This window comes from Ohtaekwangia sp. (assembly GCF_036568665.1).
Lineage (GTDB): Bacteria > Bacteroidota > Bacteroidia > Cytophagales > Cyclobacteriaceae > Ohtaekwangia.
Genome location: NZ_DATCSD010000245.1, coordinates 1 through 14,185, shown reverse-complemented (window position 1 = coordinate 14,185; position 14,185 = coordinate 1). Strand labels below are relative to the sequence as shown.

The 14,185-nt window shown below is 44.5% G+C and carries 13 protein-coding genes and 1 pseudogene; 5 read left to right on the top strand and 9 right to left on the bottom strand.

Annotated features, from left to right (window positions below):
• Both VIN08_RS13670 and VIN08_RS13665 read left to right on the top strand, forming a co-directional pair.
• Window positions 1-204: pseudogene (locus VIN08_RS13670) on the top strand (ABC transporter ATP-binding protein); the annotation flags it as partial.
• Between the two features lie 98 nt (window positions 205-302).
• Complete coding sequence (locus tag VIN08_RS13665; RefSeq protein WP_331965988.1) at window positions 303-1,358, top strand: LLM class flavin-dependent oxidoreductase; 1,056 nt, start codon at window positions 303-305, stop codon at window positions 1,356-1,358.
• A 26-nt stretch (window positions 1,359-1,384) separates the two neighbouring features.
• Here VIN08_RS13665 and VIN08_RS13660 read toward each other — a convergent pair whose 3' ends face one another.
• The 9 genes from VIN08_RS13660 to VIN08_RS13620 all read right to left on the bottom strand — a co-directional run bounded on the left by VIN08_RS13660 (window position 1,385) and on the right by VIN08_RS13620 (window position 9,250).
• Window positions 1,385-2,644 (bottom strand): hypothetical protein, encoded by a 1,260-nt coding sequence (locus VIN08_RS13660; protein ID WP_331965985.1) that lies wholly within the window; start codon window positions 2,642-2,644, stop codon window positions 1,385-1,387.
• A gap of 383 nt (window positions 2,645-3,027) precedes the next feature.
• Window positions 3,028-3,633: a TetR/AcrR family transcriptional regulator gene (locus VIN08_RS13655; RefSeq protein WP_331965982.1), complete on the bottom strand. Its 606-nt coding sequence runs from the start codon at window positions 3,631-3,633 to the stop codon at window positions 3,028-3,030.
• 63 nt (window positions 3,634-3,696) lie between these two features.
• Window positions 3,697-4,446, bottom strand: coding sequence for an SDR family oxidoreductase (locus VIN08_RS13650; protein ID WP_331965979.1), 750 nt, complete (start codon window positions 4,444-4,446; stop codon window positions 3,697-3,699).
• A 293-nt stretch (window positions 4,447-4,739) separates the two neighbouring features.
• A complete protein-coding gene (locus tag VIN08_RS13645) occupies window positions 4,740-5,324 on the bottom strand; it encodes a porin family protein (RefSeq protein WP_331965976.1) in 585 nt (194 codons plus the stop codon).
• A gap of 259 nt (window positions 5,325-5,583) precedes the next feature.
• On the bottom strand, window positions 5,584-6,357 hold the full coding sequence (locus VIN08_RS13640; RefSeq protein ID WP_331965973.1) for a LytTR family DNA-binding domain-containing protein: 774 nt from the start codon (window positions 6,355-6,357) through the stop codon (window positions 5,584-5,586).
• A complete protein-coding gene (locus VIN08_RS13635) occupies window positions 6,329-7,414 on the bottom strand; it encodes a sensor histidine kinase (RefSeq protein WP_331965970.1) in 1,086 nt (361 codons plus the stop codon). The genes VIN08_RS13640 and VIN08_RS13635 overlap by 29 nt, the downstream gene beginning before the upstream one ends.
• Window positions 7,415-7,730: 316 nt before the next feature.
• Window positions 7,731-7,898, bottom strand: coding sequence for a hypothetical protein (locus tag VIN08_RS13630; RefSeq protein WP_331965967.1), 168 nt, complete (start codon window positions 7,896-7,898; stop codon window positions 7,731-7,733).
• Window positions 7,899-7,928: 30 nt separating this feature from the next.
• Window positions 7,929-8,381: a DUF6934 family protein gene (locus VIN08_RS13625; protein ID WP_331965964.1), complete on the bottom strand. Its 453-nt coding sequence runs from the start codon at window positions 8,379-8,381 to the stop codon at window positions 7,929-7,931.
• A gap of 89 nt (window positions 8,382-8,470) precedes the next feature.
• Window positions 8,471-9,250 (bottom strand): ThuA domain-containing protein, encoded by a 780-nt coding sequence (locus VIN08_RS13620; protein ID WP_331965961.1) that lies wholly within the window; start codon window positions 9,248-9,250, stop codon window positions 8,471-8,473.
• A 132-nt stretch (window positions 9,251-9,382) separates the two neighbouring features.
• On the opposite strand from VIN08_RS13620, the gene VIN08_RS13615 reads away from it, so the two are divergent.
• The 3 genes from VIN08_RS13615 to katG all read left to right on the top strand — a co-directional run bounded on the left by VIN08_RS13615 (window position 9,383) and on the right by katG (window position 14,178).
• Window positions 9,383-11,062 carry a tetratricopeptide repeat protein gene (locus VIN08_RS13615; RefSeq protein WP_331965958.1) on the top strand — a complete coding sequence of 560 codons (1,680 nt, stop codon included), beginning with the start codon at window positions 9,383-9,385 and terminating at the stop codon, window positions 11,060-11,062.
• 127 nt (window positions 11,063-11,189) lie between these two features.
• Window positions 11,190-11,609 carry a globin family protein gene (locus VIN08_RS13610; RefSeq protein WP_331965955.1) on the top strand — a complete coding sequence of 140 codons (420 nt, stop codon included), beginning with the start codon at window positions 11,190-11,192 and terminating at the stop codon, window positions 11,607-11,609.
• 331 nt (window positions 11,610-11,940) lie between these two features.
• A complete protein-coding gene (gene katG, locus VIN08_RS13605; protein WP_331965952.1) occupies window positions 11,941-14,178 on the top strand; it encodes a catalase/peroxidase HPI in 2,238 nt (745 codons plus the stop codon).
• The last annotated feature ends 7 nt before the right edge of the window (window positions 14,179-14,185 follow it).

Sequence of the window (14,185 nt, the reverse complement as noted above, 5' to 3'; positions counted from 1 at the left end):
ACCAAGGACATTCTGAAAGATGCACTACGGGCATTTGATGGTACGCTAATTCTTGTATCGCACGATCGCGACTTCCTTGATGGACTTGCCAATAAAGTATTTGAGTTTGGTAACAAGCGTGTGAAGGAACACTTTGAAGACATCACAGGTTTCCTGCGGAACAAGAAGATGGAAAATCTCCGCGAGATCGAGCGCACCAAATAATCCGGAATATTGTCGATACAATGATTGTTATGATGTTCTTTTGAACACGGGAACTTAACCGAAGATATACCGTGTTCTCCTGACTGGGAAAAGAAATCATGGAATTAGGCGTATATACTTTTGCTGATATAGCCCGGGATACCATAACCCGGAAAACCATCTCTGCGCAGCAGCGCATGCAGGATCTCCTCGAAGAAATTGAATTAGCAGAACAGGTAGGGCTTGATGTATTTGCTATAGGCGAACATCACCGCCCCGATTATGCGGCCTCTGCTCCCGCGGTTATACTGGGAGCTGCCGCTGCACGAACCAAAAAAATCAAATTATCCAGCGCAGTTACCGTGTTGAGTTCAGACGATCCGGTTCGGGTCTTTCAACAATTTGCTACAGTAGATTTACTTTCCAATGGTCGGGCAGAGATCATGGCAGGTCGTGGCTCATTCATCGAGTCGTTTCCCTTGTTTGGATACGATCTGCGTCTATACGATGAGTTGTTTGCAGAGAAACTTGATCTGCTGTTAAAGCTCAACGAAAAAGAAAAGATCACCTGGAGTGGCAAGCATCGCGCCTCCATTCAAAACCTGGGTATATATCCGCGTCCCGTACACGATAAACTTCCGATATGGATTGCCATTGGTGGCACGCCTGAATCTATAGCACGCGCTGCAACGCTTGGGCTACCCATGGCGCTGGCCATTATAGGAGGCACACCTGATCGCTTTGCTCCTCATGTAAAGTACTATCGCGAAACAGCACAACGCGCAGGGCATGATGTTCAGAAACTGGGCGTCAGCATCAATTCACATCTATATATAGCAGAGACTTCTCAACAAGCGGCTGATGAATTTTACCCGGCTTATGCCGATGTAATGACGCGCATTGGTATAGAACGCGGCTGGCCTCCGATGGATCGTGAACATTACGAGATGATGCGCTCACCCGAAGGCTCACTGCTGGTAGGAAGCCCGCAGCAGGTGATTGATAAGATCTTGTATGAGTACGAACTCTTTCATCACACACGCTTCCTGGCACAGATCGGTTTAGGTTCATTATCGCATGCGCATATCATGAAGTCGATCGAACTTTTTGGAACACAGGTTGCTCCTGCTGTACGTAAAGCCATTCAGACTACTGAAGCATCGGTAACAAAATAAGCGTATATATAGTCGGGCAGGATATATTATGCCTGATCGTGTGTTGTATCCTTCATGTGTTGATACAGCGACACCAGCTTGGTAAATTCCTGCTCGATAGTTTTCAGTAGAACATCGTTCGCAATGGCAGCATCACCCACAGTATAATTTCTGCCAATAACAAAGCGGTAGTATTGCCAGTTGTCAGCCTGTATAAACTCTCCAAGTGCATCCGCCTGTTGAAATGATTCAACGGGCTTTTGTTCTCCAGCCACTTCTATCCAATAACCAGTGCCGAGTGTTGTGAGTAAACTGAAGAATGTTTTACGGTAATCTTCTTCCAGCATCCGCTGCCGGAAATAAGTACGATCTTCCTGGCTGCCGTGCGGTTTGCCTATATATAGCCACAGCCCTATATCTTTTGGTTGAAGAACAACCTGTAACGTCATAAAATCGTCTGGCCGTGCTGTTTCACTATAGCGTTTCAGGGTACCTTCGCTCCTGCCATATTGCAGACCGATGGAACGTAATATACCTTCCGGCTGATCCTGTAATTCAATGCTGCTTACTACCGGGGCAGCGGCATGAAGTTTTAGTCTGGTAACGGAAGGCAATATCTGCTCGTGCAGGGAGAGTAATTTTGATTGTACAGCCAGTCGTGCAGCACGGGCATCTTCAGTATCCGCTATAGCATTTACCCGGCTTAACACCTGGTAATCTTCGCGCTTGAAATATTGATTCTTGAATTTGATAGCGTCCCAGCTAAAACCTCGCGTGGTGAGCTCGATAAACTGCTCCTTCTCCTGGCGTGATATAATTTCACGTTGCTTCATCACCGGATATATACGTTCATATTCCAGTATCATCTCTTCCGTAAGCGGCTCAGAAAATTCATAGAAACTGGTATACCACGACAACAACGCTTCAATTTCCTTGGCATCCGTAACCTTGTTAAAGATCTCTTCATGATCTTTAAGTCCTTCTAACGTTACAGCACCGGAACCCGTAAACCCAACCGATTTCCGGAAGGGCTGTTCGAAGATATATAGATTGGCATGAAAGATATTGCGGGTATAGATACGCACCGTAATGCGATCCTGGTAATGCTTCCAGATACGCTTCAATACACCGGGCGATGTGAGTCCATCGAGACCGGTAACAATATCCATTTTTGTTTTTGTAGGGATGCGGGTACGGATAAAATCAAACCCTGCATCCGATATAGCGGCTGTAGCAATATAAACATGTTCTGCCTGCTGAAGTATCTTTTCATTAATCAGCGGAACTGCGAGCTTCTTCACGATCATAGCCGGCAAATATAGGGAATAGCTGCGAGCTGCTCACGTCTTAACGACCACTTCTTCATTCAGCATTCCGTGTTCTATTGTTCTATACCGGTTCCGTTGATCGTTTATCCGTTATTCGTCAATGGTTAGTCGTTAATAGTTAGTAGTTAATCGTAAGTAGAAATGCTTTCGGATTTTATACTTCAACATTCATTGATCGATGTTCATTGTTCGATATTCAGTTATGTTAATCGTTAACTGTTAATCGAAAAGTGTGCCGGGTATCAATCCGCTCATGACGGCTATCGGGATGCTGGAAAGTATGTATTTTATACTCTGCGCAATTCTGCGAAATCTGCGGGCGATAAATTTTGCATTGCTGTGTAAGTCTGAGAAAACACACTCTACTCCAACACGTTCATCACCATTCTCACCACAGCATCAAGCCTCGCTTTATCCTGGTTAGTCTGCCCTACTACCCGAAGCCCTATATAGTTATTAAATAAAAACTGCGCGAGTGCTCTTGCCTTATGATCTTTACTGATCTCGCCATTTGCTTGCCCTTGTTTTATCAGCGTATAAAACATCTCTTCCATCCCTGCAAAATCCTGACTGGCAACGCGGGCGATCTCTTTGTTCTGGTTAGCCATTTCTGTAGCAGAGTTAACCATGAGGCATCCTTTACCATAATCATTTTCGATCGTTGCATTTACCAGCATGCGAAAAATTGCTTCGATTTTGTCGCGGGCAGAAGTATATTTCTCCAGCCGGGAAGCAAGCCACGTACCGTTGAGCTCCTGATAACGCTTTAGTGCAGCCATAAACAAAGCATGCTTGTCGATATAGGTAGCATATAGACTGCTGCGACTTAGTCCTGTAGCATTTACCAAATCATTTATACTGGTGCCGTTATATCCTTTCTCCCAGAAAAGATTCATGGCCCTCTCTAATACTTTATCCGAATCAAATTGCTTTAGCGTAGGCATATATACTATCGCTTCGTATTCCATTCAAAAGATAGGCTATGGCAGGATTTCTATCACCATGCCATAGCACATTTTTTAGATATCTGGTTATAAGGTAGACATACCACCGTCTGCAATCAGCTCTGCTCCTACTACAAACGATGAATCATCCGAAGCAAAGAACGTAACGATCTTGGCAATTTCTTCCGGTCTACCAAATCTACCGATCGGCACCTGGTTGCCAATATGCTCAGCCAGTTGAGCTAACTGTTCCTGAGGTACACCCAGTTTGTTATACAACGGAGTGCCTACCGGACCGGGGCTTACGGCATTTACACGAATCTTTCTGGGTAACAACTCAGCCGACAGTGTCCTCACTAGGGTAAGGAATGCTGCTTTTGTTGCAGAGTATACCGAAGCATTCGGCATGCCAATATGCGCGTTGATAGAAGTGTTCAATACAATCGTACTTCCTTCCGGCATCAACAGCAATACCTGCTGAATGCTGAAGTAGGCACCTTTTACATTTACATTGAACTGTTCATCGAAGTGCTCTTCTGTAGCCTGATCGATAGATGAAAACTTCGCAATACCGGCATTGATAAATATAGTGTTTACAATTGGGGTTAAAGCCTTCAATTTGTCACGCAAAGCTTTTATCTGGTTCATGTCAGACACGTCCAGTACAATTCCCTTTGCCTGTGGGCCCAGTTCTTTTACGGCAGCATCCACGGATGCCTGCGTTCTGCCGGTTATAATAACCGTTGCACCTTCAGCAATAAAATCCTGAGCAGTTGCGAATCCAATGCCACTGTTACCACCGGTAATCAGGGCTGTTTTGTTTTGTAAGCGTTTCATATTATTCTGTTGTTATAGCATTAGGAACGATCGTTCCAAACTAAGGTTACAGAATATTGGAACGATCGTTCCAGTATAAGCTATTTTCTTAATCTAGATTAAGAAACCTGTTGCTGTGGATGAGAAATTACGGGCTGAATCTACTTCTGTATTCGTTAATCGTGATCAGCCCTGGGTCCTTTGCATCGACATTCGTTAATCGATACCCGTTTACCCGCACAGCGAATAACGGATAACGATTAACGAATAGCTACTATCAACTCTCCTGCCGCAGAACCTGCAACTATCGTTCATCAGAATAGATAGAACACACTCGCCTGCACTAAGCTGTTATGAAAGTTGGTATTAACACCTGATGTTTCGAAGTCGCCTACACCAGATAAGCCCGCTACATACCGTGCACCTACACCAAAGCCACTCTGCGATTGAAAACCTATTCCGGCTGCGAGCCCCATATCCAGTTTTTTAGCAAAGTGAGTTACAGGCAAGTTGCCATGGTCTTCACTAAGAAGTATACCGGTTTGTGTTCCTGCCTCTATATATATCCCCAGGTTGGTACGATACTTTAACAGAAACGGCACGGTGAGGTAATTCGTCTTTATATTAGTATCTCCTAAATCACTCTTTACTTTTGCTCCCTGTGTAGAGAATAAAAATTCCTCCTGTGCAAAGAACTTATCCGTAAACCGGAATGTCACCACTGCACCAGCATGAAAACCGGTAATGGCGCTGGTACTGAAATCCGCATTTGTATAATTACTATAATTAGCGCCTCCCTTTACGCCAAACTGCAATCGCTCTCCTATACGTTTCATAAAATTCTGCCCGAAACAATTAGCCGATACCAGGATTAAAATAACAATGATTGATGTTCTCATGATGTTTTTGATATTTTGGTTAGTTGTATTCAAGCCGCGCGCGTGACTTTCAAATAACGGATCAAAATTGCGCGATTTGTATAGAAGCAGAAAGCGTATACTAATCGAAGCGGACAAAATCACCAATGAAACGGATGGGCGGGCAAGTGATTTGAGAAATAGAAGATTGTAAGATTGTAAGATTGTAAGATTGTAAGATTAGCGTGTCAAAAAGCCAATTTTTTCAATCTTTGAATCTTCCAATTTTAAAATATACCCATCAATCCTCTCCTGACAACCACCGCAGAAAATGAGAAGCTTTATCACGGCTAACGGTGATACTTTCCTTTAGCGGCACCGAAACATTTACCCAAAGCTTTCTTCCTAAATGATTGGATACATCTATAATGGCATCGCGGTTTACCAGGCTTTGACGATTAGCTCTGTAAAATTTTCGGCCGGTCATTTTCTCCAGCTCTTCCAGATTCTTTCCCGGGAAATATACTTTACGATCAAAGGTGATCATGTGTACCAGGTTTTCTTCCAAATAAAACACAGCTGCCTGCTCCAGTTTTATAGGCAGTATCTTTTCCTTAAAATGAACCAGCAACGTAGCGGAAGCTTCTGCATTACGACCTTCGAAGAGCTTTAGTATACGTTCGTATTGAAGTGCTTCTGAATCTTTCTGCGATGCCTGCGTTAACCGGTGAAATTTTTCCAACGCTGCCCGCACCGATGCTTGCGTAAACGGTTTGAGCAGATAATCTATACCATTGGCACTAAATGCCGTGAGGGCATATTCATCGTATGCAGTACAAAAGATTACCGGTATATTTATCTTGGTTGCTTTAAATATCTCAAAGCTTAAACCATCTCCTAACTGAATGTCGCTAAAGATCAGGTCGGGAACCTCGTTGTCTCCGAAATATTGTATAGCTTCCTTTACCGATAAAAGTTTTGCCTGTATAGTTATACTGCTATCGATCTGTTGAATGGTTTCTGCCAGATCGTTGGCGGTTAAGCGTTCATCCTCTATGATTACTATCGTCATCATCCAATAATTTTATCCTGACGGCAAAATAATTTTTACTTTGGTATATATGTATTTCATCGCCTGTAAGCAACCGGTATCGCTCAGCGAGATTATAAAGCCCCTGCCCGGTGGATGGCTCCTTGAAATGTCGCACCTGCAGGTTATTGATCACTTTGATATACTCTCCTTCATGTAGCACCGCTATATTTAAGGGCGATTGTTCCGTAAGGTCGTTATGTTTGATGGCATTCTCCAATAAAGTTTGCAAAGAGAAATACGGAACATATTTCTGGTGTGTAATCTCTTGTGGTAAATCTACCTGGTATGTAAGCGCATCACCAAAGCGTATGCGTTGCATTTCGATATAATCACGGCAAAGCTGAAGTTCATCCTCCAACCGCACAATTTTAGCAGTGGGATTGGATATAGATGCCCGCAGAAAATTAGCGAGGTGTACCAGGTAGGTTTCGCCTTGTACTATATCTTGTTTATACAGTGACTTGACTGTATTAAGAACATTGAACAGGAAATGCGGTTGTATCTGTTGCTTCAATACCTGGTTGGCTGTTTCACTGATAATAGCTTTCAACTGCAGGTTTTCAATTTCCGACTGCACTTTCATGTATTGCAGAACGCTGTAATTATAGAGCATCAGTATCAATGTATTGATCAGCCAACTGGAAGGCACTACAATTACTAACAGCTGTATTTCCATCCAGCGAAAAGGCTGTTCATGTGTGAGGGGCGAAAAGAGGATCCACACCACTATATAAATCAGCGGGCTTGTTATATAGGAGACTAAATACCGTATCAGCTTTTGCTTTTTATCCATCCGCAATTGGCGTGTTTCAAACTGCGTAAATCCCATTATATAGATCCCCACTGTTCCAATGGATAATATCACCACGCCACCCATTATGGCTATAGCCAAAGCTTTATATATATCCGGATCAAGAACAGACAGATAAACAAACGACAATGAACCAAGGATCAATGCTACCCACAGGTTAATCTGGAATAAGTTTTTAAAGGCCAGGCTACGCTGCATCTTTTCTGATATTAACGATTGTGTTTTCATAAAGCCATAAATCCGTTACTCACTTGTTCCTGTATACTTTCGTTGCTTAAATACAAATTTACTTTACTTCATGATTATCTGTAATACCCTGCATTCTCGTAAAGAATCCGTGGGCAGCTTCAAAATTGATGACAGATAACCGGGAGAGAAAACACTTTTAGATTGAAACGGACAAATTACCCAACGAACCGTGCACCCGAAATTATGAGTTACTCGTTCACGTTCTTTTAATAGAACGCAGAACATACACCTGACCAAAATAAAAAAGTCAGGCGATGAACCTGACTTCTATATATTTTGATTTTATACTCCTGTTTTATTTCGCCAATGCTGCGGGCAGACCGTGCTTATTCAGAAAAGCTTCTGCTGCTTTTGTTTTACGGATGAAGAAAGGGTCCTTCTCGTGACTCTTTACTTTTTTGCTGACAACAACCGGCTGGCTGCCATCATCTTTTTTGCTTTTTCCGGAAATGGCCATCGACATATCCTGTGGTTATAGAACAAAGGTACAACTTTATTTACGTTTCACCAATACGGCTGAGTATACCCGGTTAGGCTTAAATACCTCCCATCTTCCTTCCGTATGCCCCCATACATCAAATGCTTTTCGCACGGCTTCATAATTAACGGATATAGCGCGGGTATAGTAACGCGTGCGCACATCGGTGCTACCTTGTGCAAACACCAGCACCTCCGGATGATGATCTGTAAAAGCCATTACAGCCGCTGCCACTGAAGCCATCACTTTCTGCGAATCTTTATTGTCTGTAACGATCAGGTCATCGATACGATCTTCCACTTTATTATAATCACCAAAGCCCAGGTTGTATATCGTAATACTGGCATCGGCAATCTTCATCTTTGTAAAGCGAACGATCTTGCGAACCTCTCCCCGCGGACCAATACTATCAAACTCAAAATCGAGGTAGTGTGCACTAGCCTCCAGGTTGTAAGGTGGTAAATTCATCTAACGCCTCCTTGAGCCCTAAAACATTTAACCATGAACATCAAACTCTATAAGACATAAGGCTGAAGCCTTTACGCTATTGATCTATACTATTTATCTTTCGCCCACAAAATGGCATTCCGAAACAATCGGGTATATACTTCGTTCTCAAACAACCACGGTCCGTGTCCCATAAAGATATATACATTACGTGCCTTCATCTTCGGGTTCGTCCATACCACAGGGTGATCTCCCATCATAACATCTGACGCTGGTGTGTATGACGATTCATTTACTGATGCCAACACCTGTACATTCGCCCGTGGACTTTTGTCATATGTATACCACTCCTCTTTCTCAATGGTAAAAGAAGCCGGTATACCTTGCATCACCGGGTGCTTCTTGTTTTCAACGCTTACCCTTGCCGTTGCAAATGTGGCAATATAGTTCTTGAACCGGATACCTCCCATAAAATCCGAAAACCAGTTCCACATCGGGTAACCGTCAAACTCTCCGAGTAAGGTAGCATGATGAAATCCGATCCAGCCTCCCTTGCCTGTTTCAATATACTGTTGAAAAGCTTTCATCGCCTTATCACTCCAGGTATACGGAGGAAAATCAAGTTGAATAAAGAGTTGATATTGATCCAGAAAGGCTTCGTCAATTGTATCAGCGTTGTGGATATAGTCGATAGTGAAATTATACTCATTCGCGAGTTTCCCCAGCCATACTTTTGCCGCTTGTGTATAGGCTATATGATGGCCGCCATTCTCTGCTATAGCGATTACACGAAATGCAGGTTTCCTCTCACTGCCGCGCGGTGCCTGCGCGCAGAGTTCAACAGCGAGAAATGTAAACATGGCTAGAAGTATAGCGGTAACGTGTTTCATCCTGTAAAAATCTTTTTTAATTCGTTTTACCAAAATACAACAATATGTCAGTTCACCAACCAAATATTTATACCATGCCCGGTAGAGATATATAGCCGGAAAAATACTTTCTTTAAATGCAAAATGTACCCGATGCGAATATCCGCCTGTCTCTTCCTGTTGATGGCATTCTATACAGCCTGGCCGCAGATACAACGCGAGCGCCCGGATGTTGATACATTTCCACTGCAGAAAGATACTGCCTATGTAAACCGCCTTAACCTGCTGGCCGCTCAGCATTTCAATGCAGCACCTGAGAAAACGCGACAGTATGCCATACGTGCCCTGCGTATGGCCGACTCGTTGTACTATGAAAAAGGTAAAGCTGATGCCCTGCTCAATATAGGACGCATACACGCACTCAAAGGCGATTATCCCAGCGAACTGGAGGTACAACTCCAGGCACTAAAACTATATGAAGCCCTTCGTGACTCTGTTTCTATTGCCCGTGCTTACGATATGATCGGTGTTACGCATCATCGCCTTAACGATCTGCCGGGCGCACGTTTATATTATAGTAAAGCACTGACGCTGTTTCGCAAACAAAACAACCATATCGGGCTTGCCACATTGCTACGCCGTATCGGTAATTTTGAAATGGATGTAGATAGTATAGCACAGGGACTCGACTACTACCTGCAGGCACTTGCGTTCGAGCGAAAGCTTAATCACGAAGAAGGTATAGCCAATGTGCTCAATAATATAGCAGTAGCCTATATCGACCAGCATAAACCGGAACAGGCAGAGCCCTATATCCGCGAGGCCATTACTATTCTCAAAAAGATCAACAACCTGAACCGCCTGCCGGCTGCTTATTATAATCTGAACCAGATATATCTCGCACGTAATCAAGTAGACGAGGCGTTGCAACTTGCACACGAAGAATTGCGACTGGCAGAGCAACTGCAACTCCGGCCAGCCATAATGGAAGCAACGCGTGTCCTCTCCGACATCTATACACGCAGAAAAGATTATGAAAAAGCACTCGGCTACTATCGCTGGCATGCAGCGGTGACAGACTCTATCGAGAACCAGGCCAATGGTGTTAAGTTCGCGCGATTGCAGTCACTCTATACATTAGAGCAGAAAGAACAGGAACTTACGGTGATCAAGGCCGAGAAAGCCCTGAGCGATTACCGCCAGCGACTATTGTTGTGCGGCTCACTCCTGCTGCTGCTAATGACTGCATATATAGTATATGTACTGCGCAAACGAATGGTGCGCGAAAAAGCAATCGCCCAAAAGGATCATGCCCTGCTGCAGGCACAGCAACAGCTTATGCAGGCGGAACTGGAGAATAAAGTGTTATCCGAAAAACAGTTACAGCAGGACCTCGAATTTCGTAACCGCGAGTTGCTCTCCCACACATTGCACTTTGCGCACAAGAATACGTTGATGGAGCAGGTGCGCGAAGATATGCTGGAGCTGCAAAATATAGCCGAGAACAAATCCTTCAAGTCGCGGATATCGCGGTTGGCAAAAGTGATTGACGACAGTCTGGAAGTAGAGAAAGACTGGCATGCATTCCGGATGTACTTCGAGAAAGTACACTCTGCTTTCTTTCAAAATCTCAAAGAGCAATTCCCGGAATTGAGTCAGACCGACCTGAAACTTTGCGCACTGATAAGTCTGAACCTGAGCATGAAAGAAACCGCGTTGCTACTCGGAATCTCTCCGGAAAGTGTAAAGATGGCGCGGCATCGCCTGCGAAAGAAACTCTCGCTCGACACGGAAGAGAACCTGACCGACTTTCTCGCCAATTTTAAAAACTAGCTGATTACCAGTGCATTTATGGCACTTGTAAACCTCGTGTAGACCTCACAAGCACCGGTTACAGGCAACGCTTATAGCAACATCTCAGTTTATTGCACTCAGTTAATTTTTAACCCTTACCCGCTTTATGACTGAAAGACAAATTGTTCTTGTGAAGAACACCTGGAGTTACGTTGTGGTAAATTCCGAACAGGCAGGCCAACTTTTTTACCAGCGACTTTTTGAAGTGGCCCCTGCTGTGCGCCCCATGTTTACGGGCGATATAAAAGCACAAGCCCGCAAGCTGATGAACATGGTAACGCTCATTGTAACCAAGCTACACAAACTCGATGACGTAGTGGACGAAATTAAAATGCTGGCAGGGCGCCATAGTAAATATGGTGCTAAACCCGAGCATTACTCGGTAGTAGGCGAATGCCTGCTCTGGACTCTCGAAAAAGGACTAGGCAATCGTTGGGATGCCGAAACGAAAGAAGCCTGGACAACTGTATATGGTATACTCGCTAACGCGATGATCACCAACCAGCGTGCTGCTGCCACAACCTAGAAAGCAACAGTATAGCTATACTATATACAAGGTCAAACTATTATTTTCACCCCTCTCTGGCCCGCATTCCCCGTCTGGATGCGGGCATTTTTTTAAGAGCCGCTGCATAGTTGCCATATACCGATTAACAACATCATTTCATACTTTCACCTTGCAGCACCGAACAATGCGAAGGCACCACACCATAGATAAATACTATATATACATCAGAATAATCAATTTGATCTATTCTCCGCTTAGCACTAACATTGAATCCTGTAACGCTACGTCCGAAGGTGATTAGCGTTTCAACAAGTAATAGATTCACTAACTTATAAACCCGATTTCTATAATGACAAGCAACGCAGATCAAACCAAGGTTTACAACGTCAACGACAGTGTAGCCAAGTGCCCGTTCCATGGTGGCGCCTTAAAACAAACAGGAGGCGGTGGCACAAGAAACCGCGACTGGTGGCCCAATCAATTGAGACTAAATATTCTTCGTCAGCAATCTTCTCTGTCCAACCCCATGGACAAAACATTCAACTACGCAGCAGAATTTAAAAAGCTCGATTTGAAAGCTGTAAAGAAAGAAATCTTTACATTGATGACTACATCACAAGAATGGTGGCCGGCAGATTATGGACATTACGGTCCGCTCTTTATTCGTATGGCCTGGCATAGTGCCGGCACCTATCGCATCTCCGATGGTCGCGGTGGAGCTGGTGCAGGGCAACAACGCTTCGCGCCATTGAACAGTTGGCCTGACAACGCCAACCTCGATAAAGCACGTCTGTTGCTGTGGCCGATCAAACAGAAATATGGTAAAAAACTCTCATGGGCAGACCTTATGATTCTGGCAGGTAACTGTGCACTGGAGTCGATGGGCTTTAAAACATTCGGCTTTGCTGGCGGACGCGAAGATGTCTGGGAACCGCAGGAAGATGTATACTGGGGCGCAGAGAAAAAATGGCTGGACGACAATCGCTATACAGGTGATCGCGAATTGGAAAATCCATTGGCGGCTGTACAGATGGGATTGATCTATGTAAATCCCGAAGGACCTAATGGTAAACCTGATCCTGTTGCTGCCGCACGCGACATTCGCGAAACGTTTGGTCGCATGGCGATGAACGATGAAGAGACGGTAGCATTAATTGCCGGTGGTCACTCCTTCGGTAAAACACATGGTGCAGCGGAGGCCGGTAAATATGTAAGTCACGAGCCGGCAGCAGCAAGTATTGAAGAGCAAAGTCTCGGATGGAAAAATACCTATGGTACGGGGAACGGTGCCGATACTATTACCAGTGGTTTGGAAGGTGCCTGGACCACTACACCTACTAAATGGAGCAATAACTTTTTTGAAAACCTGTTTGGCTTCGAGTGGGAACTCACCAAGAGTCCTGCAGGTGCTCACCAGTGGAAACCGAAAGGTGGCGCAGGTGCGGGCACGGTACCCGATGCGCATGACCCGGCCAAGAAGCACGCTCCTACTATGCTTACTACGGACCTCGCGTTGAGATTTGATCCTATATATGAAAAAATCTCCAGACGCTTTTTCGAAAATCCAAATGAATTTGCTGATGCATTTGCCCGTGCATGGTATAAATTAACACACCGTGATATGGGACCGCGCGCACGTTACCTCGGATCAGAAGTACCCGCTGAAGAATTGATCTGGCAAGATCCTATACCAGCCGTTACATATAAACTGGTTGACGAGAAAGATATAGCAACATTGAAGAGTAAGATTCTCGCGTCAGGTTTATCCGTATCACAACTTGTATCAACTGCATGGGCATCCGCTTCTTCGTTCAGAGGTTCTGATAAACGTGGTGGAGCAAATGGTGCACGCATTCGTCTTGCACCACAAAAAGACTGGGAGGTAAACAATCCTGCGCAGCTTGCCTCTGTATTAAAAACACTGGAAGGAATTCAAAAAGAATTTAACAGTACACAATCAGGAGGTAAACAAATTTCATTGGCCGACTTGATTGTTCTTGCAGGAGCAGCCGGTATAGAAAAGGCTGCCAAGAATGCTGGTCATGAAGTAACAGTGCCGTTCACACCGGGTCGTGCCGATGCTTCGCAGGAACAGACGGATGTTGAATCATTCGCAGTGCTTGAGCCGGCAGCAGATGGCTTCCGCAATTATCAGAAGAGCAAGCATTCAACGTCAGCAGAAGAAATGCTCATCGACAAAGCTCAACTGCTTACCCTTACAGCGCCAGAACTGACTGTGTTACTGGGAGGATTGCGGGTACTCAACACCAACTTCGATAAATCACAACACGGTGTTCTCACGAAGCGACCAGAATCACTCACCAACGATTTCTTTTTAAACCTGCTGGATCTGCAAACAACCTGGAAAGCAACAACGGATGCACAAAATGTATTTGTAGGAAGCGATCGCAAAACAGGCGAACCTAAGTGGACTGCTACACGTGTTGATCTCATCTTCGGCTCAAACTCAGAACTGCGTGCCATTGCTGAAGTATATGGAAGCGAAGACTCTCAGGAAAAGTTTATATATGACTTCGTAGCTGTGTGGACCAAGGTGATGAACCTGGATCGTTTTGATCTAGTATAGTTCAGAG

Excerpts from the sequence above, each read along its gene's own strand:
- VIN08_RS13665 (WP_331965988.1), top strand. The coding sequence starts at position 303 with ATGGAATTAGGCGTATATACTTTTGCTGATATAGCCCGGGATACCATA.
- VIN08_RS13660 (WP_331965985.1), bottom strand. The coding sequence starts at position 2,644 with ATGATCGTGAAGAAGCTCGCAGTTCCGCTGATTAATGAAAAGATACTT.
- VIN08_RS13655 (WP_331965982.1), bottom strand. The coding sequence starts at position 3,633 with ATGGAATACGAAGCGATAGTATATATGCCTACGCTAAAGCAATTTGAT.
- VIN08_RS13650 (WP_331965979.1), bottom strand. The coding sequence starts at position 4,446 with ATGAAACGCTTACAAAACAAAACAGCCCTGATTACCGGTGGTAACAGT.
- VIN08_RS13645 (WP_331965976.1), bottom strand. The coding sequence starts at position 5,324 with ATGAGAACATCAATCATTGTTATTTTAATCCTGGTATCGGCTAATTGT.
- VIN08_RS13640 (WP_331965973.1), bottom strand. The coding sequence starts at position 6,357 with ATGATGACGATAGTAATCATAGAGGATGAACGCTTAACCGCCAACGAT.
- VIN08_RS13635 (WP_331965970.1), bottom strand. The coding sequence starts at position 7,414 with ATGAAAACACAATCGTTAATATCAGAAAAGATGCAGCGTAGCCTGGCC.
- VIN08_RS13630 (WP_331965967.1), bottom strand. The coding sequence starts at position 7,898 with ATGTCGATGGCCATTTCCGGAAAAAGCAAAAAAGATGATGGCAGCCAG.
- VIN08_RS13625 (WP_331965964.1), bottom strand. The coding sequence starts at position 8,381 with ATGAATTTACCACCTTACAACCTGGAGGCTAGTGCACACTACCTCGAT.
- VIN08_RS13620 (WP_331965961.1), bottom strand. The coding sequence starts at position 9,250 with ATGAAACACGTTACCGCTATACTTCTAGCCATGTTTACATTTCTCGCT.
- VIN08_RS13615 (WP_331965958.1), top strand. The coding sequence starts at position 9,383 with ATGCGAATATCCGCCTGTCTCTTCCTGTTGATGGCATTCTATACAGCC.
- VIN08_RS13610 (WP_331965955.1), top strand. The coding sequence starts at position 11,190 with ATGACTGAAAGACAAATTGTTCTTGTGAAGAACACCTGGAGTTACGTT.
- katG (WP_331965952.1), top strand. The coding sequence starts at position 11,941 with ATGACAAGCAACGCAGATCAAACCAAGGTTTACAACGTCAACGACAGT.